The organism is Mycobacterium genavense ATCC 51234, from assembly GCF_000526915.1.
Lineage (GTDB): Bacteria > Actinomycetota > Actinomycetes > Mycobacteriales > Mycobacteriaceae > Mycobacterium > Mycobacterium genavense.
In genome coordinates, this window is record NZ_JAGZ01000004.1 from 327402 (window position 1) to 351036 (window position 23635).

Here is a 23635-nt window from a genome sequence, read left to right on the forward strand (position 1 = left end):
GTTCTAGTTTGGCATACGGTAGCGGCGATGCGGCGTCCGCATACCGCCTCGGCGTTACTGCTCGCGAATCGGGACGGAAATTGCCCGCGCCCGCGGTGGCCTGCGACGATAGCGTCGTGCGTACCGTCGAAGGATTGAATTGAACATCAACCGATTTGGTGCCGTCCTGGGTGTTCTGGTTACTGCCGCAGTGGCGTTGTCGGCGTGTGGCAACGACAACGCCGTAAGCGGTGAGAAGGCGACTACGTCGGCGGCGCCGGTGAAGGTGGCCTGCGGCGGCAAAGCCAAATTCAAGGCCAGCGGATCCACGGCTCAGGCCAACGCGATGACTCGGTTCCTCAAGGCGTACGAACGGGCGTGCCCGGGCCACACGGTCAATTACACACCCAACGGCTCGGGTGCGGGCATCGACGAATTCACAGGCAATCGAACTGATTTGGCGGGTTCGGACTCGCCGTTGCGACCCGACGAGTACGCCGCGGCAGTGCGTCGCTGTGGCTCGCCGGCCTGGCAGCTGCCGGTGGTGATCGGCCCGATCGCGATCACCTACCACGTCGACGGCCTGAATTCGCTGATCCTGGACGGCCAGACCACGGCCAAGATCTTCAATGGCGGCATCACCAGGTGGAATGACCGCGCGATCCAGGAACTCAACCCCGGTGTCAGCCTGCCGGCCCAGCCGATTCAGGTCGTGTTCCGCAGTGACGAGTCGGGAACGACGGACAATTTCCAGAACTATCTCGATGCCGCTTCCAAGAGTGCGTGGGGTAGGGGAGCTGGCAAGAAGTTCAACGGCGGTGTCGGTGAGGGTGCCAAGGGCAACGACGGCACCAGTGCGGCGGTCAAGGGCACCGAGGGGTCCATCACCTACAACGAATGGTCCTTCGCTCAGGCGCAACACCTGAACGTCGCGAAGGTCGTCACGTCGGCGGGTCCGGACCCGGTCGGGATCAGCACCGACCCGGTGGGCAAGACGATCGCGGGGGCCTCGATCGTGGGGCAGGGCAACGACCTGGTTCTCGACACGATTTCGTTCTACCGGCCGAAGCAGGCGGGCTCGTACCCGATCGTGTTGGCGACGTATGAGGTGGTCTGCTCGAAGTAACCCGACGCCCAGGTCGGCTCGGCAGTGAAGGCGTTCCTGCAGAGCACCATCGGCGCCGGCCAGAATGGCTTGGCGGACAACGGATACATCCCGATTCCGGACGCGTTCGGGTCGAGGTTGTCGGCCGCGGTCAACGCGATCTCGTGATCTAGCGCAGCCATGGCCCGCGAAGCGCTCGCTTCTCCTCCCAAGGCAAAGCCCACGCTCACGAAGACCAAACCCCGCGCGGTGCGGCGGGGTGACCGAATATTCTCCTCGGTCGCCGCTGCCGCCGGGGCCACGATCGTCATCGCGATCGTGCTGATCGCGATATTCCTGTTGATTCGCGCTATCCCTGCGCTGCAGGCGAACCACGCGAACTTCTTGACCAGCAACGAATTCGATACCAGCGACCCGAAGAAGTTGGCGTTCGGCATCCACGATTTGTTGATGGTCACGGTGTTGAGTGCCACCAGCGCTTTGGTGATGGCCGTGCCGGTTGCGATCGGGATCGCGGTGTTCCTCACCCAATATGCGCCGGCGCGGCTGGCGCGCCCGTTTGCCGCGATGGTTGATCTGTTGGCCGCGGTGCCGTCGATCATCTTCGGGCTGTGGGGGATCTTCGTGCTGGCGCCCAAACTGCGGCCGCTGGCCGAATTTCTGAACCGCAACCTCGGCTGGATCTTTCTGTTCAAGCAGGGCAACGTGTCGTTGGCGGGCGGCGGGACCATCTTCACCTCAGCGATCGTGCTGTCGGTGATGATTTTGCCGATCATCACGTCGGTTTCCCGCGAAGCATTCCGCCAGACCCCGCGCATCCAAATGGAAGCGGCGCAGGCGCTGGGCGCGACCCGCTGGGAGGTCATCCGAATGACCGTGCTGCCCTACGGCCGTAGCGGTGTGGTAGCCGCCTCGATGCTGGGATTGGGCCGGGCGCTGGGCGAAACCGTTGCGGTGCTGATCATCTTGCGCGCGGCGGCCCGGCCCGGTAACTGGTCGTTGTTCGACGGCGGTTACACGTTCGCCTCGAAGATCGCCTCCGCGGCATCCGAATTCAGCGAACCGCTGCCGACGGGGGCCTATATCTCGGCTGGGTTCGCGCTGTTTGTGATCACCTTCGTGGTCAACGCCGCCGCTCGCGCGATCGCCGGTGGAAAGGTCAACGCATGACCGCCGAGACACTGCGTGGGCCGGTCAAAGGTGCGGTGATACAGCCGGTCAGCATGTGGCGAAAGATCAAAAATCACCTCGCGACGATTCTTTTCCTCGCCTCGTTCGCTCTCGCGTTGGGACCGCTGATCTGGGTGCTCGCGGTGGTGATCCACCGAGGGGGTCACGCCGTCATTCGGTCGCAGTGGTGGACCCACTCGCTGCGCGGCGTGCTGCCCGAGGAGTTCACCGGCGGGGTTTACCACGCGTTGTACGGGACGCTGGTGCAGGCCGGCGTGGCTTCGGTGCTGGCCGGGCCGGTCGGCTTGATGACGGCGGTGTTCCTGGTGGAATACGGTTCGGGACGGCTGGCCCGGGTGACCACCTTCATGGTCGACGTGCTCGCCGGGGTGCCCTCGATCGTGGCGGCGCTGTTCATCTTCAGCCTGTGGATCGCCACCTTGAGGTTCCAGCAGAGTGCCTTTGCGGTGGCACTGGCGCTGGTCCTGCTGATGTTGCCGGTCGTGGTGCGCTCCACCGAGGAGATGCTGCGGTTGGTTCCCGACGAACTCCGCGAGGCCAGCTACGCATTGGGCGTTCCCAAATGGAAAATGATTGTGCGGATTGTCTTTCCGATCGCTATGCCGGGCGTCGTGTCAGGCATTCTGCTGGCCATCGCACGCGTCATCGGCGAGACCGCGCCGCTGCTCGTTTTGGTGGGCTACAGCCGTGCTATCAACCTCGACGTCTTCCACGGCAATATGGCGTCGCTGCCGCTGCTGATCTACACGGAACTCACCAACCCGGAGCACGCGGGGTTCCTGCGGATCTGGGGCGCGGCACTGACCCTGATCATTATCGTGGCCGCCATCAACCTCATTGCCGGCGCGGTCCGTTTCTTGGCCAGCCGACCGCGCGGCGAAAGTTTCACCCGGGCGTAATCAGGACCGCGACGCCGCTTTCGTGGCGGACTTCTTGGCGGCGGTCTTCTTGGTCGGCGCCTTTCCGTCGCCCGAGCGCGCTTTCACGCTGGCCTCCAGCTTGGCGAGCAAATCGGAGACGTCTTCGGTCTCGTCCAGCTCCTTGGGCTTTTCTTCGGCGGTAAACGCTTCTCCGCCTTCGAGTTTGGCCTGAACCAATTCGTGCAGTTGCTCTTGATAGTCGTCGTGATAGCGGTCCGGGTTGAAGTCCTCGGCCATCGACTCCACCACCTGCCCGGCCATCTTGAGCTCGGCGGGCTTGATCTCGACCTTTTTGTCCAACACCGGAAAGTCGGGGTCGCGGATCTCGTCCGGCCACAACAGGGTATGAATCACCATCACGTCGCGTTTGCCAAAGTCCTTGACCCGCAACGCCGCAAGCCTAGTCTTGTTGCGCAGCGTGAAATGGACGATCGCCATCCGGTCGGTCTCGGCCAGTGTCTTGGCCAGCAGCACATACGATTTGGACGACTTTGAGTCCGGCTCCAGGAAATAACTGCGATCGAACATCATCGGGTCGACATCGCTAGCCGGGACGAACTCCAGGACTTCGATTTCGCGGCTGCGTTCTTCGGGCAGGGTGGAGATGTCGTCGTTGGTGATCACCACCATCTGGCCGTCGTCGGATTCGTAGGCGCGGGCGATGTCCCGGTATTCGACGACCTCGCCGTCCAGCTCGCACACCCGCTGGTAGCGGATACGGCCGTTGTCCTTGGCGTGCACCTGATGGAACTTGATGTCATGGTCCTCGGTGGCGCTGTACACCTTGACTGGCACATTGACGAGCCCGAACGCAATCGAACCCTTCCAGATGGAGCGCATCTTGTCAGTATGCCCATACGCTGGCCCGCAAAACAGCCTGACAGGCCCGTGAGCTGGGATTCAGCGGCGCTCAGGCGGAGCATGGTGGGCCTGTAACGTCCACTATTGCGCGTGAAGCAAGAGCGAAAGTCGTTGACGCGCAACCCGGTCAGGCCGTCGCCGGCGGGGGTACGTCACCGGAATAGTGGCGAACCTGATTGCCCCCCGCGCGTTTGGCTTCGTACATGGCGGCGTCGGACGTCCTGATCAGATCGTCGATGGGTTCCATGGCCGGGCTGACCGGGCCGGTGCCGAGCGGCGCGGTGGAGGTGCCGATGCTCGCGGTGATCTCGAAATGGATGGCCGCGATGGCATCGCAAATTCGTTCGGCCATCCTCGTCGGATCGGGTGTCGTCTTGATGTCGGCGACGACGAACTCCTCCTCACCGGCCCGGCCGATCACGGCGGTGGCGCGGCAGCTCTGCTGCAGCGCGGCGGCGACCGCGACCAACGCCTGATCGCCCGCGGCGTGGCCGTGAGTGTCATTCAGCCGTTTGAAGTGGTCGAGATTGATCACGGCGACCACCAGGTAGGAGCCCGCCGTGTTGCGGTGAGCGCGGATCAGTTCGTAGGCGGAGTTGGTGAAGGAACGCCGGTTGTGCAGGCCGGTATGCGGGTCACGGCCGGAGCTCTGCAGATCCCGTCGCAGCGTGTGCACCAACGACTGCATGCCCACCGGCACGCCGATGTTGAGTCCCGCGACCACGATCAGCGAAGCGGCGGTCAACGCTACGTCGCCGGTGTCCGCGATGATGCGATACGACAGGACCACCACGCACGTCGCGGCCACGGCGAAGTTGGTGAGCACGTAGCTAAAGGCGTGGAAGTAGGCGATGTAGCCACCCAGGATCGCGAAGGTCGTGCACCCCAGCAATCCCACGTAGGGATTTGACAGCGTCAACAGCGCCGCCGCGATGCCCGCCATGGCGATCAGCAACCAGCTGGTCGACTGGCGCCGCGAGGGCCAGCGCTTCAACCGCAGACTCGCGCCGGTGATTCCCAATGCCGATGCCACCAGTGTCACCGTCCGGGTGACCGGATCCGCGGGCCCGGCCGGACTCCAGAGCATGATCAGCGGAAACGCCGCGAATGACGCGATAAAGACAGCCGAGATCCTGCGCCACGGCTTCAGGAGGCCGTGACCGTCCAGGTAGGCACTGATCCAGTCGAACTGGTCTGGCTGCTTTGCCACGAAACTCGCTCGTACCTCCTGGCGTTGGTCGACGACTTGACCGCTGCCGACTTGACGAGCTGACTTTACGCTCGAATTCGGCCAAGCTTTTGCAGCCCAACAGGCCCAGTTCCCAGAGCGCGTCGAGCAGACCGACCATGAACGCGTCGCCGGCGCCGATGGTGTCGACCACCGGAACGCGCTTGGCGGCCACGTGGGCCTCGCCCGCCGCGCAGAACCCCCGTGCACCCTGTTCGCCCATCGTGACCGCGACGATTGCCGGCCCCAGCGCCAACCAGGTTCGCGCCGTGTGGTCGGGCGCGTGATCGGGGTCGATCCAGCGCAGGTCCTCATCGCTGACCTTGACGATGTCGCTGCGTTCCACGAGATGCTCGATGCGTTGACGCGCCGATTCCCGGTTGGTGATCAACGAGGGCCGCACGTTGGGGTCCAGCGTGACCGTCGCCGACACCCGATACGCGTCGAGCAAGGCCGCGACCGCCCAGCATCCCGGTTCGCGCACGGCCGCGATGGACCCGGTGTGCACGAACAACGGCGGGGAAACCTCGGGTGTGCCGGAGAGCTGCCAGTCCAGATCGAAACGGTAGGTGGCCGACCCTTCCTCGGCGATCGTTGCCGCGGCGGTCGGTGTGCGAGCGGCGGTCATACTTCCCGAAACAAGCTGTGCGTCAGAGGCTTTGATGTATTCGGCGATTCGGTGCCCGCGCGGGTCGTCGGCGATGTGGCTCAGGAAGTCGACGTCGCGGCCCAACCGGGCGAGTCCGACGGCGACGTTGAGCGGACTACCACCGACGTGTTCGTCGGCCCCGACGACGTCGATCAGTGACTCACCGATCACCAGGCCTCGGGTCACTGCACCAACGCTTCCAATGTGGCGCGAGCTCCCTTGCTGTGCAACGAATCCAGCGCCCAGCGGTATGCCTCCACGAAGCGATGCTGGTGGGACAGGTCTGCGAATACCGCACTGATCTCGACGAAAGCGCACGGGTTCTCGCGGTGCGATCGGGCGATCGGGATGAGCGAATCCGCCAGCTGGTCCAGCACCTCGTACGGTTCGCCCCACTCGTCGACGCCCTCGGCGTAGCGTGCCCAGCTGGCCACGGCCGCCGACGCCATTTGCACGGGCCCGTCGTTGGCCAGGTTGTCGCGGATGACGGGCACCAGCCATTTCGGGATGCGGTCCGACGAGTACGCGCACAGGCGGGCGACGGTGTCACGCACCGCTGGGTGGGCGAACCGCTCGACGAGCGTGCGGCCGTATTGGTGAAGGTCGACCCCGGGCACCGGCGGCAGCGTCGGGATGGCCTCGGTGTCGAAGTAGGTGAGCAAGTACTTGGCGAACAACGGATCCTGCGCCGCCTGGTGGACGAACTCGTAGCCGCACAGGTGGGCGAAGTAGGCCAGGCACTGATGTCCCGCATTGAGCAGTCGCAGCTTCATCAGCTCGTACGGGCGGACGTCGTCGACCATCAGCACGCCCGCCCGTTCCAGCGGTGGCCGGCCATCGGCGAAATCATCCTCGAGCACCCAGGTGGTGAACGGCTCCGCCACCACCGGCCATCGGTCGTTGACGCCGAAGTCGCGCCGTACTTCGGCGGCCATCTCCAAAGTCGTTGCCGGAGTGATGCGGTCGACCATCGAATTCGGGAAGCGGGCGTGCTCGGTCACCCACGCCGCCAGCCCGGGATCCATGCGTTCGGCGCTCGCGAGCACGGTGCGCCTGGCGACCTCACCGTTGTTCTCGATGTTGTCGCAGGACACGATCGTCGGCGCGGGGACGCCACGATCGCGCCGCCGGGCGAGCGCCTGGGTGATCAACGTGAACGCGGGACCGTCGGGGTCGCGGTAGCCGCCCTCGGTGATGGTCAGCGAAATGATCCGGGTGGACGGCGCGGCGAGCACCTGCAGCGCCGACTCCGGATCGTCCGGGGCGTACCGGTAGTCGACGATCGAGCCGATCACTTGGGCGTCGCGGCTGCCGTCGGGGTTTTCCAAGATCAGCGTGTACAGTCCGTCCTGATCGGACAGCACGTCGCGCATGGTCCAGTCGGCGGGCAGCACGCCAACCCCGCAGATGCCCCACTCGCGCGCCAGCCTCTGCTGCAGCAGCAGGTTGAGGTAGGCGGCCTGATGCGCCCGATGGAAGTGTCCGGCGCCGATGTGTGCGATGCCGACCCGGACGCTGCCGCGATCGTATTTCGGCGCGTCGATGGGCAGGTTGGACAGCGACGCATTGTTCAGGTCGATCGCGCTGGCCATCGTCGGCCACCTCCTTTCCGGACCACCGCCCGGATTACCCCTGCCCTAGCTGAGTCGGGAACCTCCGGTCGGTACCGCGGACGACAGCAGGAAATCGGCAAGCGCACGCCACGAATCGACGATCGCGACCGCGCCGGCATCGATCAATTCTGCACGGCGGCAATCCCGTTCGTCAGGCAGCAGGAACATCAGATTGCCGACCGTGGCGTAGCCGGCCGCGACCGCCGACGACACACCCGCCACGGAATCCTCGATGGCCAGCCCTTGTTCGGCCGCGACGCCCAATTCTCGGCCGGCATGCAGATACACCGCCGGGTCGGGTTTGCTGGTCGGCACCGGAAGCGAATCCTCCGCGCTGAAGGTCGCCGATTCCGCGATCAGTGCGTCGAGACCGGTGGCCGTGAAGCAGGCGCGCAGGCGCTTGGTGGCGCTCGAGCTGACGGCCGCCAGTGCGTAGTGCGCCCCGAGGTCGCGCAGCGGCTCCAGCACCTGCGGATCGGGTTTCAGGGTGTGCCCCAGATGGGCGGTGACCCGTTCGCGCTCTTCGCGCACCCACCGCTCGAGCTCGTCGACGGACAATCCGGTGCCGTCCGCGAGGTCGCCGGCCGAGGCGACCACCGCTGCGGGACGGTCCTGGGCCAAGGTCGGCTCGAGGGGCACGTCGCACCGCACCGCCAGGTCCAGGGCCGTGGTCCGGAAGTTCTTGCCGACGGCCCGCTTGCGCAACTCCTCGGACGACAGCGGCGCGGTTACCCCGAACCTGGCCAGGAAACGATTCGTCACCTCGGTCGATGCGTCGAACGCCGGCCTCTCCGAGGCGAACAGGTTGTCGTCGGCGTCGCAGAGCAGGGTAGTCAGCGGCGCCGGGTCGAAGGGGCGCACGAAGGTCAGGCGGGAGTTCATCGCGAGACCAACTCCCGCTCGTCGTTGCGCATCGCGTCGCGCAGCGTGGGCACCACACCGCGCTCGTCGATGTCGGCAATCATCTCGTGTAGTCGCTCCGCGAAACCCGGAACCCCGCGTACCTCGGCGAACATCTCATGCCCCAGCAGCGGATCGGGATCGCTGCTTGCCATGTTGGCCAGCTTGACCAGCGGTATCGCCTGGGAGTTTTCCAAGCTCAGCTTGCGGCCGCTGAGGTCGTGGCCGCGCATGTAACGGGCCCATCCGGCAACGGCCAACATCAGCAACGTGTGCGGCCTGCCCCGCGCGATTGCCTCCCGCAGCGAGGGCATCACGAACTGCGCGATCTTGCTCGTTCCCCGACGAGCCAGCCGCGACAGCTGGTCGCTCATTCGCGGGTTGCCGAGTCTTGCGAGCAGGGTGGCCCGGTAGTTGGGTATGTTCATCCCGGGCACGGCGGGTAGCAACGGCTGGACCTCGTCGCGCAGCAGCCGCTCGACGTAATCGACGAGGACGCGGTCCCGCATCGGCTCGTCGGTGCGCCGATACCCGGCCAGCGTGGCCAAACACCCGAGCGCGATGTGGGACCCGTTGAGCAGACGGGTCTTGATCAGCTTGTGGTCGCTGACATCGGCCACGAATTCGGCGCCGACCTCCTCGAGCGGCGGACGCCAGTTACAGAAGGAGTCCTCGATGACCCACTGGCGATACGGCTCGGTCACGACCGGGAATCTATCGGGCGACGCCGAACGTCTGCTCGACGAACTTGCGCTCCGACTCCGAGGTCTGCGGGGTGATGCGATCGACCATCGTCGACGGGAACGCGACATGCGTGTCGATCCACCGGGCCAGCCCGGGTCCTTCAACGCGGCGAACGACACCAGCGCGGTCCGCGCCGGCCGGGTGTCGCCGGGAATGTTGTCGCAGCAGAGCACGGTGAACGGTGCCACGCCCGCGCGGCGGCGCCGGTCGAGTGCTTCTGCCAGATATCCCCACGCGGTGGCATAGCCCTGGGACGCGACCAAGTCGGCGCGTACGTCGGGGTGGTCGGCGTCGAACTCGTCGGTGACGGGATTCAGGAAATAGCCGTTGTTGGTGATGGTCAGGCTGACGATGCGGGTTTGTGGGTCTGCCAGGGCGGCCCGGACGGCAGTGCCGTCACTGGGCGCGTAGTGCACCGAACCGATCGAGCCGACCACGCGGGCGGTCTGACGGTCGTGGCCGCGCTGTACGACGGTGTACAGCCCATCCTGGGCCGACAGCAAGTCGTTGGCGTTGGGGGAGTTGAGGCTGACGCCGGTCACCCCCCAATGGTCGGAGATTCCCGAGCGGGCAAGGTCGTCGAAGTACACGGCTTGATGTGCGCGGTGAAAGTTGCCCGCGCCGATGTGAACCACACCACGGGCAAGCGCCGATCTGTCGTAGCCGGGCACGTCAACACGCTGTGCATGCAGTTGGAGGGTCGCGTCGCTGAGGGGGACGCCGCCTTTTCGACGCCAGGGGGGATGACATCAAACATTGTTCCCCTGTGCCCGACATAGCCGCTGGACTAACCCATCCGTGGTTGTTGTCACAAAATAAATCAGCCGCGAGAACGATTTTCGGTGGTCAAGGCCGTTAACACGACTGAAACGCGTAAGTTGATCCCATGGCGCCCCGGGTGAAGCTGACCAACCCCGACAAGGTGCTCTACCCTGTGACCGGTACCACCAAGTCCGACGTGTTCGAGTATTACACCGCTATCGCGGCGGTGATGGTGCCGCACATCGCCGGGCGTGCGGCGACCCGTAAGCGTTGGCCCAATGGTGTTGAGCAGTCATCGTTTTTCGAGAAGCAGCTGGCCGACTCGGCGCCGGACTGGTTGCCGCGCGCCAGCATTGCGCATCGGTCCGGGACGACTACCTATCCGATCATCGACGGCGTCGACGGGCTGGCCTGGATCGCGCAGCAGGCCGCGCTGGAGGTGCACGTTCCGCAGTGGCGGTTCGTCGCGCAGTGGACGCGCAGCAAAGCCGAGGAACTCAAGCCCGGTCCGGCAACACGATTGGTGTTCGACCTGGATCCGGGTGAGGGCGTCACGATGGAGCAGCTGAGCGAGGTGGCCCGCGCGGTGCGCGACCTGATCGCCGACATCGGGCTGACCACCTTCCCGCTCACCAGCGGTAGCAAGGGGCTGCACCTCTACGCGCCGCTGGCGGAGCCGGTGAGCAGCAAAGGCGCCTCCGTGCTGGCGAAACGTATTGCGCAGCAACTGGAAACATCGATGCCGAAGTTGGTCACCTCGACGATGACCAAGAGCGTGCGGTCCGGCAAGGTGTTCCTGGACTGGAGCCAGAACAACGGATCGAAGACCACGATCGCCCCCTATTCGCTGCGTGGGCGGGAGTATCCGACTGTTGCGGCGCCCCGCACCTGGGAGGAACTCGACGATCCGGCGCTGACTCAGTTGCGTTACGACGAGGTGCTGGCCCGAGTGGCCCGTGACGGTGATCTGTTGGCGCCGTTGGACCCCGACGCACCGGTCGCCGACCGGTTGACGAAGTACCGCAGCATGCGTGACGCGGCAAAGACGCCCGAACCGGTACCACACACTAAACCAACTGTGGGCCCAGGAAATACGTTCGTCATCCAGGAGCATCACGCTCGCCGGCTGCACTACGACTTCCGGCTTGAGCGAGACGGTGTCCTGGTGTCGTGGGCGGTGCCGAAAAACCTGCCCGAGACGACGTCGGTGAACCATCTCGCGGTGCACACCGAAGACCATCCGCTGGAATACGGCACCTTCGAGGGCGACATTCCCAAGGGGGAGTACGGCGCCGGCAAGGTGGTCATCTGGGACGCCGGAACGTATGACACCGAGAAGTTCAATGACTCCGCCGAAAAGGGGGAGGTGATCGTGAATCTGCATGGCAGCCGAATTTCCGGGCGCTACGCGCTGATTCAGACCAACGGTGACCAGTGGCTGGCGCACCGGATGAAGGACCAGAAGGTCTTCGAATTCGACGAGGTCGCCCCGATGCTCGCCACGCACGGCTCGGTGGCCGCGCTCAAGGCCGGACAGTGGGCGTTCGAGGGGAAGTGGGACGGCTATCGGCTGCTGATCGAGGCGGACCGCGGCACGGTGCGGGTGCGCTCGAGAAGCGGCCGCGACGTCACCAAGGAGTACCCTCAATTGGACTCGCTCGCAGAAGATCTCGCTGACCACCATGTGGTACTCGACGGCGAGATCGTGGCGCTCGACAAATCGGGGGTGCCCAGCTTCAACGAGATGCAGAATCGCAATCGCGCCACCCGCATCGAGTTCAGGGCGTTCGACCTTATTTACCTGGACGGTCGCTCGCTGCTCCGGGCAAAATACTCCGACCGGCGCAAGCTTCTGGAAACCCTCGGCAGCGCAAGCAGTCTCGTCGTCCCCGAGTTGCTGCCCGGCGAGGACGGTGCGCATGCTCTCGAGCATTCCCGTGAGCACGGCTGGGAGGGCGTGGTGGCCAAGAAGCGCGACTCCACCTATCAGCCGGGCCGACGATCGGCATCCTGGGTCAAGGACAAGCATTGGAGCACACAGGAAGTCGTCATTGGTGGCTGGAAGGCCGGGGAGGGTGGCCGCACCAGCGGCATCGGCTCGCTGATGGTGGGCATTCCCGCCAGCGGCGGGCTGCGCTTCGCCGGCAGGGTCGGCACCGGCTTCACCGAACGTGACCTGGCGAATCTGAAAAAGACGCTGGCGCCCCTGCACACCGACGCGTCGCCCTTCGACGCCAGGCTGCCCACCCGCGATGCCAAGGGGGTGACGTTCGTCGAGCCGGTTCTGGTCGGCGAGGTGCGCTACAGCGAGTGGACACCGGATGGCCGCTTGCGCCAACCGAGTTGGCGTGGACTACGACCTGACAAAAAGCCGAGTGAGGTGGTGCGCGAATGAAATGGGTGACCTTTCGAGGGGCCGACGGCGAGCGGACCGGGCTGCTCGCCGGTGATGCGATCCACCCGATGCCGTCGGGGGTGACGCTGCTCGACCTGATCGGCCGCGGCGCCGAGGGGCTGCGCCAAGCCGGTGAGCAGGCACGGCGTTTCGACCCGGTGGGTCTGGATGACGTGACGCTGCTGGCGCCGATCCCGCGGCCGCCGTCGATCCGGGATTCGCTGTGCTTTTTGGATCATATGCGCAATTGTCAGGCCGCCGTGGGGGGCGGACGGGTCCTCGGCGATACCTGGTATCGCATCCCGGCGTTCTACTTCGCCTGTCCAGCAACCGTTCTGGGGCCGGACTTCGAATTGGAGATCGCCGCGATCATCGGAACGGGCGGTAAAGAGTTTGACGGTCGAGCAGGCCGAACAGGCGATCATCGGCTACACCATCTTCAACGACTGGTCGGCGCGCGACTTGCAACAGCTGGAAACCCAACTGGTGATCGGACAGGGCAAAGGCAAAGACAGCGGAGTCACACTCGGGCCGTACCTGGTGACACCCGACGAGCTCGAGGAGTATCGCTGTGACGGCAAGCTTGATCTGCAGGTGACCGCGTCGGTCAACGATCGCGTGATCGGGTCGGGCTCGACGCCCCAGATGGATTGGAGCTTCGGCGAAGTCATCTCCTACGTCTCGCGCGGCGTGCAGCTCACGCCCGGCGACGTGATCGGCTCCGGCACGGTGCCCACCTGCACGCTCGTCGAGCACCTCAGCATGACGGAGCTGGAATCCTTCCCGGGGTGGCTGCGCGACGGCGACGTCGTCACGTTGCGGGTGCAGGGACTGGGGGAGAGCCGGCAAACCGTGCGGGCCAGCAGCCCCCCGCACCGGCTGGCGCCCCGGCCCAATCCGGAGGCCGCACCCGCGCCGAACCGCGTCAACCGGGCGCCCGCCCGGGTGCCCTACACCCGCGGGCTGCACGAGGTTGCAGATCGGGTGTGGGCGTGGACGTTGCCGGACGGCGGCTACGGCTGGAGCAACGCCGGACTGGTCAGCGGCGACGGCGCCTCACTACTGGTCGACACGCTGTTCGACCTGGCGCTGACCCGCGAAATGCTCACCGCCATGCGGCCATTCACCGAACGCGCGCCGATCACCGACGCGCTGATCACCCACTCCAACGGCGACCACACCCACGGCAACCAACTGCTCGACCCGTCGGTGCGTATCATCGCCGCGCAGGGCACAGCCGATGAGATCGAGCACGGGATGGCACCCGAAATGCTGGCGATGGTGCAGACCGCCAACCTCGGCCCGGTCGCGACGCCGTACACGCGAGACCGCTTCGGGCCTTTCGACTTCAGTGGCATCCGGGTGCGCAACGCCGACCACACGTTCGACCGCGAGCTGTCCATCGAGGTCGGCGGGCGCCGGGTCGAGCTGCGCAATCTCGGTCCCGCGCATACCGCCGCCGCCTCGGTGGTGCACGTGCCCGACGCCGGAGTCCTGTTCGGTGGCGATCTGCTGTTCATCGGCTGCACCCCGATCGTGTGGGCGGGCCCGATCGCCAACTGGGTCGCCGCCTGCGACGCGATGATCGCCCTGGACACACCGACGGTGGTGCCGGGGCACGGCCCGGTGACCGATCCGGACGGAATCCGCGCGGTGCGGGGCTACCTCGTGCACGTTGCCGAGCAAGCCAAGGCCGCCTATGACAAGGGATTGTCCTGGGCCGAGGCCGCCGACACCATCGACCTCGGCGAGTACGCGACCTGGCTGGACGCCGAGCGGGTGGTCGTCAACGTCTATCAGTGCTATCGCGAACTCGATTCGGGCACACCGCAATTGGAGACGATGGCGTTGCTGGTGATGCAGGCCGAGTGGCTGGCCAAACGGTCGTCCTAACCGCGAAACTGTATTCCGCTACCCGTTGACCGAGTGCGGCCGTCAGTAGTTACAGTTTCGCGCTGTAGAGCGGCCACCCGCGCGCCATGGTCTCCTTCGGCATCGAGTCGAATCGCGAAATGCCTGCAAGGTGAACAACGATGTCGCATACGGTTTCGATATGCCCGCAGTGGAACTGGAAACTCTCGAGGACAACATCGCCTGCATCACCCTGAACCGCTCGGAGCGTCTCAACGCGATCGACGGGTCGCTGATCGACGGCGTGGACGCCGCCCTGGACGTGCTCGGCAACGGCCAATACCGGGTCGCAATCATCACCGGTGCCGGACGCGGATTCTGTGCCGGCGCCGATCTGAGCGGCACCGGCCAGGCCTGGACCCAGCCCGCCGGTCCGGCCACTCCGCCGGTCAAGGTCAGATACGACGCTCAAGTACGGCTGGCGAACCTCTACACCCGGATCTACGAGCTGGACATCCCGGTGATCGCCGCGGTCAACGGTGTCGCGGTCGGGGGCGGCTTGGCCTTCACGCTGGTCAGCGATATCCGGGTGGCATCCGAACAGGCCCGGTACGGTTCGGTGTTCATCAAGGCCGGCTTCTCGTCGATGGACATGGGCACCAGCTACCTGCTGCCGAAAATCGTCGGCGCCGGCGTGGCGCGCGAGCTGATGCTGACCGGCCACATATCGACGCGGAAGAGGCCTACCGGATCAAGCTCGTGCACGAGGTGGTCGCGCCGGACGACTTGATGCGGGCGGCCTTGCGCAAGGCCCGCGAGATCGCCGAGAACAACGCTTACGGCGTGTGGCAGAACAAGATTGGCCTCAACGCGGCGCTGGACGCACCCAGCTTGCGGCATGCGATCGAGATCGAGAACCGCACGCAGATCCTCAACGGCTTCACCAACAACCCGGTCGAGGCCGCCAAGGCGCACATGGAGAAGCGCGCGCCCAAATGGGATCCGCTGTGAGGCGGGATTCGACGGCGGCGGCCCGCTGCGCCCGGCCTCGCCGCGCTAGAGCTTCGCGATGACGTTCTCGGCGAACATTTCGAGGTTGCGGATCTTGGCGTCCAGCGGCTCGGTGTCGTTGCCCTTGATGTAGGGGATGCGGAATCCGACGATCGCGTCGGTGACGCCCTTGTCCTCCAGCCGCTTGATGCCGTCGACGGTGTAGGCGTCGGCCGAGATCACGTGAATCTGGAACGACCCGGTCTTGCCCGCCTCTTCGCGGTATCGCTTGAGCTTGGCGAGCAGCCCGTCGAGTTCTTCGGGGTCGCCGCCGCCGTGCATCCAACCATCCAGCCGGGCGGCGCGCTTGAGCGCGACGTCGGCGTGCCCGCCGATCAGGATCGGGATCGGCTCGGTCGGGGCCGGCGTCATCTTGGTCTTGGGGATGTCGTAGAACTCGCCGTGGAATTCGAAGTAGTCGCCGCTGGTGAGACCCTGGATGATTTCGATGCACTCGTCCATGCGCTTGCCGCGCCGGGCGAACGGCACACCGAGCAGTTCGTAGTCCTCCGGCCACGGGCTGGTGCCAACCCCGAAGCCCACCCGGTTGTTGATCAGCGCGGCCAACGACCCGATCTGCTTGGCCACCAGCGCCGGCGGCCGGATGGGCAGCTTGAGGACGAAGAAGTTGAAGTGCAGCTTCGTCGTCACCGCACCCAACGCCGCTGTCAGCACGAAGGTTTCGATGAACTCCTTGCCGTCCAGGAATTCGCGGTTGCCGTCCGGAGTGTACGGATACTTCGAGTCGGACTCGCAGGGGTAGGCGATGCTGTCGGCGATCGTCATCGCGTGGTACCCGGCCGCCTCGGCGGCTTGGGCCAACGGGATGTAGTACCGGTGGTCGGTCATCGCCTCTGCGTAGGTGAACCGCACGTCATCCGCCTTCCTTGTGGGGGCCGTCACATGACACTAGAACGTGTTCTAGTTTGGCTTGCGAGCGGGTCCCTCCCAGCGGGATGACGCGACCCGGCTAGAGCTGGTTTTCGGGGCCGATAACGGCCCACACCGTCTTACCCGACGCGGTCGGCGTGCTGCCCCACGCGCGGGACAGCGCGTCGACAATCGCCAGCCCCGACACGTCGATGCCCTTGTCCGGCGACGGCAACCGCACGGCGGCCGCCGTGCTCTCGTCGGATACCGCGATCGTCGCGGTTTCGCCGTCGGTCTCGATCCGCATCTTCGGGACGCTGCCGGTGTGCTCGAGCACGTTTTCCACGAAAACATTGACGACCACCAGCGCGACCGGGATGAGCCCGGACTTCTTCCACTCGGTCAGCCACTCGCGCACCAGCCGGCGTGACTCACGCAGGCTGGTCAGGTTCGCGGGCAGCTCGGCATCGGCGCGCTGGATGGTCTGACGGGTGAGCTTGCCCAGCGCTTTGATGGCCCCCTTTTCCGTCGAGTAGACCGGCATGAACCGAGAAACGTCGCTGCGGGTGATCGCCTCGCGGGTCGTGCGGTGCGCACTGACCAGCACAATGGGGACCTTCGTCGTGGTCCCGAGCCCTAGATGGGCACTGATGAAGGCCGACCATGCCGACTCCGCGGGCACCTTGAGCTCGCTGATGTTGACGATGACGGCCGTCGGCTCTTGCAGCGTCGCCTTGGAGATGCTCTCGCGCAGGGCCCCGGAGTTGCTGGCGTCGAGCACACCGCCGACGATTGAGGACGGCGATCGAATCGTTCGTCCGCGTCGCGGCGGCCAGCGAGCTCGGCGACTCCGCTACCGCACTCACGCTAGGCACTCCTTTCCGTCTAGGGCATTATCCCTGCATATCGCCCTCCGCGATGCAGCGGTTTGTGGGCGCATGTCCTAATTGCGGTCAGGGCACACGAATCCTTCCTAGCGCTGCCGGAAAGCAACCGAATGTATCGATCCGGCCTTCCATCTCCTGCTCCTCGAATTCCCATCCGGCAAACCAAATGAGGAACTGCCCCCGGCGGCAGAGACTTCTCACGTTAGTTCAGTGGCATCGATGCCACCAGCGCACGGACTTGTGGGGCCGTTCAGGATTGCGCCATCGCATAGGGGGGTGCGCCCACGCCGGCGACCGCGTGCGTGCCCCAGGGCGTCTGCTCCACAATGCGGGCGGTCGCGCTGTGGTCGCCCACTGTCAGTGTCGCCGTCCGGGTCTGCTTGAGCGCGTCGTCCGGCAGGGGCTGGTCCGGGCAGCCAAACAGCGTGCCCTGCCAGTGGTAGCGGCCGTCGATCGGGTGGAGGTGTCCGGCCAGCCGCACCCGCACCCGATGTGACGTGCCGGCGATGGTCAGTGTCGCGATACCGTCATAAACCTGGTCGCCGCCGGGAGCACCGGCCGACAGGTCGAACGCCGACGCCACCCGGAATGCCGGAGCGGCTTGCAGATGGGCGCGCTCGTTGAAAACCTGCTGACTGCTGCGCAACACCTCGATTCGCGTGCTGCCGCTGCGTTTCATCGCCTTCAGGCATGCGACGACGTAGCGAGTTTGCGCGTCGACATCGGGCCCGGTGATCGAGAAGTAGTTGGGGAACCCGTGCATCGCGACGCCCAGAAAGGGTTCGGTGCCGTCGACCCAGGCCTGTTTGACGGACACCCCGCCGGTGCCGATCAACTCGGGTGCCGCGTCGGCGATCGTGGACCCGGTGCCGTAGATGATCGCGTCGGCCCGGTGATCGACGCCGTCACTGGTGCGGATGCCCGACGCGGTGATGGCGGCGATCGGCGAGGTCACCAGCGCCGGCCGAGAAGGCCGCCGGCCCAGCGCTGCTCGAGCCTGGCGGCGCAGCCAGCGTTTGACACGGGTTGGCGGCAGCGGCAATTCGGCGACGATGCGGCGCGGCGGATGCGCGAAGACGGTTACCGAGGCCGCCGCCGCGGTCAGCGGTGGCAGGTGGTAACCGGCTGCGGAGTCGGTGCCGACGACCGCGACGTGCTTGCCGATCGGATCGAAATCGGCGTCCCACTGCGCCGCGTGAAACGATACGCCGTGAAAGTCGTTGCGGCCGGCCAGTTCTGGGGTCCATGCGGCGAGCATCGGTTGCTGGACGGCGATGACCGCCGAGCCGTGCAACCTCTCGCCGGCGGCGGTGCGCAGCTCCCAGGTGTGGGTGTCGTCGTCGAAGCGCGAGCAGACGACCGGTGATCGATCGAGAACGACGACGTCGGTGATGCCCGCCGTCACTAGTTCGGTTGCGACGCCGCGGCCCCGGGCTCCGACGACGATGACCTGAGTGGGACTCACAGAAAGTTGGTGCGCTTCCAGCCGCGACGCGCAATCGGTCCCAGCAGGCCTATCTCGGTCAAAAACGCTGCGAGCGGAGCGAATCCGGCCGCCTGCATCTCGTGACGGTGTGGGCTGCTGCGCGCGATCGCGCGCGCCCGTTTGGGGTCCAGCCCGACCCGCGCGTAGGGGATGGGATTGCTGAACAAGAAACGGAAGAAGTACCCGCCGAGTCCGTTGAAGTTGGCCATGAACAATTTGTTGAACCGTGGCATCGTCTGTGCCCGCTTGCGGGCGCCGTCGCGGGCGAACTGGATGTGGCGCGCCTCTTCGGTGACGTGAATCCGCATGAGCCGCTGAATGATTGGCTGCAATTCGGGGTCGTCCATCATCTGCCGTTGCAGCGAATCGAAGATCTCTTCGCCGATCAGGGCGGCCATCCACAGCATGGAGCCGCGCTGGAAAATCAGCGGAAGCGTGTTGATGATGTAGCGATGCAGCCGCCGCGGCTGTATCGGTTTGGCGCCGATGCGCTCGATGGCCTTGCCGAACATCACCATGTGCCGGGTCTCGTCGCCTAGCTCGGTCAGCTTGTAATGCGTCGACCTGCTGGTCGGATCCTCGTGCAGGATCGTGCGCAGCAGCGACTGGTTGAGCATGTTCTCGAACCAGATCCCGGTCGACAGCGTGTTGACCAATTCCTGGCGAGACAGCTCGATCTGTTGCTCGCGGGTCATCTCGTCCCACATCGGCGTGCCGTACAGCGACACCAGCCGGGGCGGCAGATAGAACTTGTCCGGGTCCAGCGGGGCATCCCAGTCGATATCGACGATCGGTTCGTAGGACTTCTTGACCGACCCCTTGAGCAGCCGCTCGGAAAACTCTTCACGACTCGACCCGCCTGGCCCCACCGCAGTAGTCACGGTACCCATGGTACCGGGTATTTGGGGGTCCCGACTAGGTGTTGGAAGTTGCGATTCGGGAATCTGACACCGGAACGACTGTCAGGAGGTAGCGGGTGAGTCGGCATATCCACGTGATCGGCATCGGCGCCGGGGACCCCGACCACGTGACCGTGCAGGCGATCGAGGCGCTCAACGACACCCAGGTGTTCTTCGCGATGGACAAGGGCGAGGCGAAGAGCGACCTGATCGCACTGCGGCGAGAGATCTGTACCCGGTTCATCCGCGAACCGGGCTATCGGTTCGTCGAGCTACCCGACCCGAAACGCGCGAGCGAAGGCGACTACCGGGAGGCGGTCGCCGATTGGCACGCCGAGCGCACCACGATCTGGGCGCAAGCCATCGCCACCGAGCTGGGGCCCGACGGCGTCGGGGCCTTCCTGGCCTGGGGTGACCCGTCGCTGTACGACAGCACGCTGCGGATTCTCGACGCCATCAGCAAACAGGCAGCCGTCGAGTTCACCTACGACGTCATCGCGGGCATCACCGCCGTCCAGGCGCTGACCGCCCGGCACCGCATCCCGCTCAACGACGTCGGCGAACCGGTGCTGATCACCACCGGGCGTCAGCTGCGCAGGCACGGGCTGTCCGGCTCGGCGGTGGTGATGCTCGACGCCGACTGCACGTTCGCGATCTGCCCGGCCGACACCAGGATCTGGTGGGGCGCCTATCTGGGTACCGACGACGAGCTGCTGGTGGCGGGCACCGTCGGTGAGGTCGGCGCGCGCATCGCGGCGCTGCGTTCGCAGGCCCGCCAACGGCACGGCTGGATCATGGATACCTATCTATTACGGGCGCCGTGAGCATCGATGGACACTTCGCCGTCACGATCGGCAAACTGAAGGTGTGCCCGAACTGCCCGAGATCGAAGCGCTCGTCGACCACCTGCGGCGTCATGCCGTGGGTTCGACCATCGGCCGCGTCGACGTCGGGGCACTGTCGGTCCTGAAAACCTTCGATCCGCCGATCAGCGCGCTGCACGGCCAGACCGTCACCGGAGCCAACCGCTGGGGTAAGTACCTGGGGCTACAGGCCGGGCATCTGCTGCTGATCGCGCACCTGTCCCGCGCGGGCTGGCTGCGCTGGTCGGACAATCTCGCCGCCGCGCCGCTGCGACCGGGCAGGGGACCCATTGCACTGCGGGTGCACCTCGGCACCCCGGGGCAGGCACCGGGCTTCGACCTCACCGAGGCCGGCACTCAGAAACGGCTGGCGGTGTGGCTGGTCGACGATCCGGAGCTGGTGCCGGGCATCGCCGCGCTGGGCCCCGACGCCCTGGACCTGAGCGCCGACGACCTGGCCGGGGTGCTGGCCGGCAATACCGGGCGGATCAAGACCGTCATCACCGACCAGAAGGTGATCGCCGGGATCGGCAACGCCTACAGCGACGAAATCTTGCACGTCGCCAAGATCTCGCCATTCGCCACGGCCGGGAAGCTGACCCGCGAGCAGCTCGTCACGTTGCACGACGCGATGATCTCGGTGCTGACCGACGCGGTGAACCGTTCGGTCGGCCAGGGCGCGGCGACGCTCAAGGGCGAGAAGCGGTCCGGGCTCCGGGTGCACGCGCGCGCCGGGTTGCCCTGCCCGGTGTGCGGGGACACCGTGCGGGAAGTGTCGTTCGTGGACAAGTCTTTTCAGTACTGCCCGACGTGCCAGACCGGCGGCAAGGCGCTCGCCGATCGGCGGATGTCGCGGCTGCTGAAATGAGCGTGGGTGCTGGTACCGGTCGATCGTCGCGAACTTGACGCGTGTCGATATGCTGCCCGGGTGACTCGCCAGAAGATCCTCATCACCGGCGCCAGTTCCGGCCTGGGCGCCGGCATGGCGCGCAATTTCGCCGCCAAAGGTCGCGATCTGGCGCTGTGCGCCCGCCGCACCGACCGGCTCGACGAGCTGAAAACCGAGCTCTCGCAACAGTATCCAGCGATCAAGATCGCGGGCGCCGCGCTCGATGTCAACGATCACGAGCAGGTGCCGAAGGTCTTCGCCGAACTGCGCGACGAAATCGACGGCCTCGACCGCGTCATCGTCAACGCCGGTATCGGCAAGGGCGCCAAGCTGGGCTCGGGCAAGTTGTGGGCCAACAAGGCGACCATCGAGACCAACCTGGTGGCCGCGCTGGTGCAGATCGAATCCGCGCTGGAGATCTTCACCAAGACCGGCTCGGGGCACCTGGTGCTGATCTCGTCGGTGCTCGGTAACACCGGGGTGCCGGGCGTCAAGGCCGCCTACTGCGCCAGCAAGGCGGGCCTGAAGTCGCTGGGCGAGTCGCTGCGCGCCGAATACGCCAGGGGTCCGATCAAGGTGTCGACGATCGAGCCGGGCTACATCGAGTCGGAGATGACCGCCAAGTCGGCGAGCACAATGCTGATGGTGGACAACGAAACCGGCGTCCGGGCGCTGGTCGACGCCATCGAGCGCGAACCTGGCCGGGCCGTGGTGCCGCGGTGGCCGTGGGCACCGCTGGTGCAGCTGATGCGGGTGCTACCGCCGCCGCTGACCAAGCCGTTCGCCTGACCGACGCTCGCGACCCTTAGCTGACCCGCCCGCGTTCGGTCCGGTAACGACGGACCAGGGCATCGGTCGAGCTGTCCGACTGCGGCGCCGGGGAGGTGTCGCTGGTGAGCACTGGAAGCAACGCCTTGGCCTGCGTCTTGCCCAACTCGACACCCCACTGATCGAACGAATCGATTCCCCACACCACGCCCTCGGTGAACACCTGGTGCTCGTACAGCGCGATCAGCTGTCCGACCACCGACGGCGTAAGCCGGTCGGCCAGAATCGAAGTCGACGGGCGGTTGCCGGGCATGACCTTGTGCGGCACTACGTCGGCAGGCGTGCCCTCGGCGGCGATTTCTTCGGCCGTCTTGCCGAACGCCAGCACCTGCGTCTGCGCGAAGAAGTTGCTCATCAACAGGTCGTGCATGCTGCCGGTGCCATCGGCGGTGGGCAGGTCGTCGGTGGGCTGGCTGAAGCCGATGAAGTCGGCCGGTATCAATTTGGTGCCTTGATGGATCAATTGGTAGAACGCGTGCTGGCCGTTGGTTCCCGGTTCGCCCCAATAGATTTCACCGGTTTCGGTGGTGACCGGTGTGCCGTCGGCGCGCATCGACTTGCCGTTGGATTCCATCGTCAGCTGCTGCAGATACGCCGCGAAGCGGGCCAGGTCGTTGGAGTAGGGCAGCACCGCCCTGGACTGCGCGCCCAGGAAGTTCGAATACCACAGGCTGATCAGGCCGAGCAGCGCCGGCGCGTTGGACTCCAGCGGGGCGGTCTTGAAATGTTGGTCCACGATGTGGAACCCGGACAGGAAGTCGGCGAAGGCCTCTCGCCCGATGACGGCCATCACCGACAGGCCGATCGCGGAATCGACGGAGTAGCGCCCGCCGACCCAATCCCAGAAGCCGAACATGTTGTCGGTGTTGATGCCGAATTCGTCGACCAGGCGCTTGTTGGTCGAGACCGCGACAAAATGCTTGGAGACCGCGGCGTCGCCGAGCGCGTCGGTCAGCCAGCGGCGCGCGGCCGTGGCATTGGTCAGGGTCTCCAGCGTCGAGAACGTCTTCGACGCGACGATGAAAAGCGTTGTGGCCGGGTCCAAATCGGTCAGCTTTGCGACCAGGTCCGCGGGGTCGACGTTGGACACAAAGCGTGCCGAAATCCCCGCGTCCGCGTAATGACGCAACGCCTGATACACCATCGCCGGACCCAGGTCCGAACCGCCGATACCGATGTTGACGACGGTGCGGATTCGTTGCCCGGTGGCCCCGGTCCATTCGCCGCTGCGCAGCCGATCGGTGAAATCGCCCATTGCGTCCAGCACGCTGTGGACGTCCGCGACGACGTTTTGGCCGTCGACCACCAGCTCGGCATCCCGGGGCAGTCGCAGCGCGGTGTGCAGAACCGCACGATCTTCCGAGGTGTTGATGTGCACACCGGAGAACATCTGATCCCGGCGCTCTTCGAGATTGGCCGCCCGCGCCAGATCGACCAGCAGCCGCAACGTCTCGCGAGTGACGCGGTGCTTGCTGTAGTCGATGTAGAGATCCCCGACCGTCACCGTCAGATCGCGGCCACGGTCGGGGTCGTCGGCGAAGATCTGGCGCAGGTGGGTTTCGCCGATTTGCCCGTGATGCTTACGCAGGGCGTTCCACGCCGGGGTGGCGGTGATGTCGGGGATGGTGAGCACGGAGGTCATGATTCGACCCTAGTGCCGACTCG

15 protein-coding genes and 6 pseudogenes are annotated in these 23635 nt (G+C 65.7%); 10 read left to right on the forward strand and 11 right to left on the reverse strand.

Translation table 11 applies throughout. The annotated features are described in order from the left end of the window. The first annotated feature begins 139 nt into the window (after positions 1-139). From pstS to pstA, 3 genes and pseudogenes are all read left to right on the forward strand, one after another. Positions 140-1252: pseudogene (pstS, locus tag T428_RS27535) on the forward strand (phosphate ABC transporter substrate-binding protein PstS). Positions 1253-1264: 12 nt separating this feature from the next. Next, positions 1265-2254, forward strand: a complete 990-nt coding sequence (pstC, locus tag T428_RS0111905) for a phosphate ABC transporter permease subunit PstC (protein WP_025736650.1) — start codon at positions 1265-1267, stop codon at positions 2252-2254. Continuing rightward, positions 2251-3174, forward strand: a complete 924-nt coding sequence (gene pstA, locus T428_RS0111910; protein ID WP_025736651.1) for a phosphate ABC transporter permease PstA — start codon at positions 2251-2253, stop codon at positions 3172-3174. Before pstC ends, pstA begins: the two co-directional genes overlap by 4 nt. Here the strand turns inward: pstA and ku are convergent, their stop codons facing one another. The 6 genes and pseudogenes from ku to T428_RS27540 all read right to left on the reverse strand — a co-directional run bounded on the left by ku (position 3175) and on the right by T428_RS27540 (position 9861). Further along, complete coding sequence (gene ku, locus T428_RS0111915) at positions 3175-4035, reverse strand: non-homologous end joining protein Ku (RefSeq protein ID WP_025736652.1); 861 nt, start codon at positions 4033-4035, stop codon at positions 3175-3177. It lies immediately after the preceding gene. 148 nt (positions 4036-4183) lie between these two features. Next, positions 4184-4999 carry a GGDEF domain-containing protein gene (locus T428_RS0111920; RefSeq protein ID WP_245604871.1) on the reverse strand — a complete coding sequence of 272 codons (816 nt, stop codon included), beginning with the start codon at positions 4997-4999 and terminating at the stop codon, positions 4184-4186. A 361-nt stretch (positions 5000-5360) separates the two neighbouring features. After that, positions 5361-6119, reverse strand: a pseudogene (locus tag T428_RS31975) (carbohydrate kinase family protein); the annotation flags it as partial. Next, a complete protein-coding gene (locus T428_RS0111940) occupies positions 6116-7525 on the reverse strand; it encodes a mannitol dehydrogenase family protein (RefSeq protein WP_025736655.1) in 1410 nt (469 codons plus the stop codon). The gene T428_RS0111940 and the pseudogene T428_RS31975, both read right to left, overlap by 4 nt. A gap of 45 nt (positions 7526-7570) precedes the next feature. Beyond that, positions 7571-8428, reverse strand: a complete 858-nt coding sequence (locus tag T428_RS0111945) for an HAD family hydrolase (protein WP_025736656.1) — start codon at positions 8426-8428, stop codon at positions 7571-7573. Beyond that, positions 8425-9861: a mannitol dehydrogenase family protein gene (locus T428_RS27540; RefSeq protein WP_245604872.1), complete on the reverse strand. Its 1437-nt coding sequence runs from the start codon at positions 9859-9861 to the stop codon at positions 8425-8427. Before T428_RS27540 ends, T428_RS0111945 begins: the two co-directional genes overlap by 4 nt. 215 nt (positions 9862-10076) lie before the next feature. On the opposite strand from T428_RS27540, the gene T428_RS0111955 reads away from it, so the two are divergent. The 3 genes and pseudogenes from T428_RS0111955 (at position 10077) to T428_RS27550 (ending at position 15209) form a co-directional block, all read left to right on the forward strand. Beyond that, on the forward strand, positions 10077-12347 hold the full coding sequence (locus T428_RS0111955; protein WP_036467825.1) for an ATP-dependent DNA ligase: 2271 nt from the start codon (positions 10077-10079) through the stop codon (positions 12345-12347). Beyond that, positions 12344-14240: pseudogene (locus T428_RS27545) on the forward strand (fumarylacetoacetate hydrolase family protein). The gene T428_RS0111955 and the pseudogene T428_RS27545 overlap by 4 nt, the downstream one beginning before the upstream one ends. Before the next feature lie 169 nt (positions 14241-14409). After that, positions 14410-15209: pseudogene (locus T428_RS27550) on the forward strand (enoyl-CoA hydratase/isomerase family protein). 45 nt (positions 15210-15254) lie between these two features. Here the strand turns inward: T428_RS27550 and T428_RS0111970 are convergent. From T428_RS0111970 to T428_RS0111985, 4 genes and pseudogenes are all read right to left on the reverse strand, one after another. Further along, entirely contained in the window at positions 15255-16121 is an 867-nt protein-coding gene (locus T428_RS0111970) for an LLM class flavin-dependent oxidoreductase (protein WP_025736658.1), read from the reverse strand. Between the two features lie 97 nt (positions 16122-16218). Further along, positions 16219-16993 (reverse strand): annotated as a pseudogene (locus T428_RS27555) (STAS domain-containing protein). A 262-nt stretch (positions 16994-17255) separates the two neighbouring features. Then, positions 17256-18470 (reverse strand): DUF4873 domain-containing protein, encoded by a 1215-nt coding sequence (locus T428_RS0111980; protein ID WP_025736659.1) that lies wholly within the window; start codon positions 18468-18470, stop codon positions 17256-17258. Beyond that, the gene (locus T428_RS0111985; RefSeq protein ID WP_025736660.1) at positions 18467-19372 is read right to left on the reverse strand and encodes an AurF N-oxygenase family protein; all 906 of its coding nucleotides are present in this window, start codon (positions 19370-19372) and stop codon (positions 18467-18469) included. Before T428_RS0111985 ends, T428_RS0111980 begins: the two co-directional genes overlap by 4 nt. A 95-nt stretch (positions 19373-19467) precedes the next feature. Between T428_RS0111985 and cobF the strand changes: the two genes are divergently transcribed. From cobF to T428_RS0112000, 4 genes and pseudogenes are all read left to right on the forward strand, one after another. Beyond that, positions 19468-20214, forward strand: a complete 747-nt coding sequence (cobF, locus tag T428_RS0111990) for a precorrin-6A synthase (deacetylating) (RefSeq protein ID WP_025736661.1) — start codon at positions 19468-19470, stop codon at positions 20212-20214. 43 nt (positions 20215-20257) lie between these two features. After that, positions 20258-20500: pseudogene (locus T428_RS35400) on the forward strand (DNA-formamidopyrimidine glycosylase family protein); the annotation flags it as partial. A gap of 150 nt (positions 20501-20650) precedes the next feature. Beyond that, positions 20651-21121: a zinc finger domain-containing protein gene (locus tag T428_RS34485; RefSeq protein WP_245604884.1), complete on the forward strand. Its 471-nt coding sequence runs from the start codon at positions 20651-20653 to the stop codon at positions 21119-21121. Positions 21122-21181: 60 nt separating this feature from the next. Then, on the forward strand, positions 21182-21931 hold the full coding sequence (locus tag T428_RS0112000) for an SDR family oxidoreductase (protein WP_025736663.1): 750 nt from the start codon (positions 21182-21184) through the stop codon (positions 21929-21931). A 16-nt stretch (positions 21932-21947) separates the two neighbouring features. Here the strand turns inward: T428_RS0112000 and pgi are convergent, their stop codons facing one another. Further along, the gene (pgi, locus tag T428_RS0112005; RefSeq protein WP_025736664.1) at positions 21948-23612 is read right to left on the reverse strand and encodes a glucose-6-phosphate isomerase; all 1665 of its coding nucleotides are present in this window, start codon (positions 23610-23612) and stop codon (positions 21948-21950) included. Positions 23613-23635 lie beyond the last annotated feature (23 nt).

What these genes read in the sequence shown, in the direction of transcription:
- pgi (WP_025736664.1), bottom strand. Translation starts at nt 23,612, where the DNA reads ATGACCTCCGTGCTCACCATCCCCGACATCACCGCCACCCCGGCGTGG.
- T428_RS0111940 (WP_025736655.1), bottom strand. Translation starts at nt 7,525, where the DNA reads ATGGCCAGCGCGATCGACCTGAACAATGCGTCGCTGTCCAACCTGCCC.
- pstC (WP_025736650.1), top strand. Translation starts at nt 1,265, where the DNA reads ATGGCCCGCGAAGCGCTCGCTTCTCCTCCCAAGGCAAAGCCCACGCTC.
- pstA (WP_025736651.1), top strand. Translation starts at nt 2,251, where the DNA reads ATGACCGCCGAGACACTGCGTGGGCCGGTCAAAGGTGCGGTGATACAG.
- T428_RS0111945 (WP_025736656.1), bottom strand. Translation starts at nt 8,428, where the DNA reads ATGAACTCCCGCCTGACCTTCGTGCGCCCCTTCGACCCGGCGCCGCTG.
- ku (WP_025736652.1), bottom strand. Translation starts at nt 4,035, where the DNA reads ATGCGCTCCATCTGGAAGGGTTCGATTGCGTTCGGGCTCGTCAATGTG.
- T428_RS0111955 (WP_036467825.1), top strand. Translation starts at nt 10,077, where the DNA reads ATGGCGCCCCGGGTGAAGCTGACCAACCCCGACAAGGTGCTCTACCCT.
- T428_RS0111920 (WP_245604871.1), bottom strand. Translation starts at nt 4,999, where the DNA reads ATGGCGGGCATCGCGGCGGCGCTGTTGACGCTGTCAAATCCCTACGTG.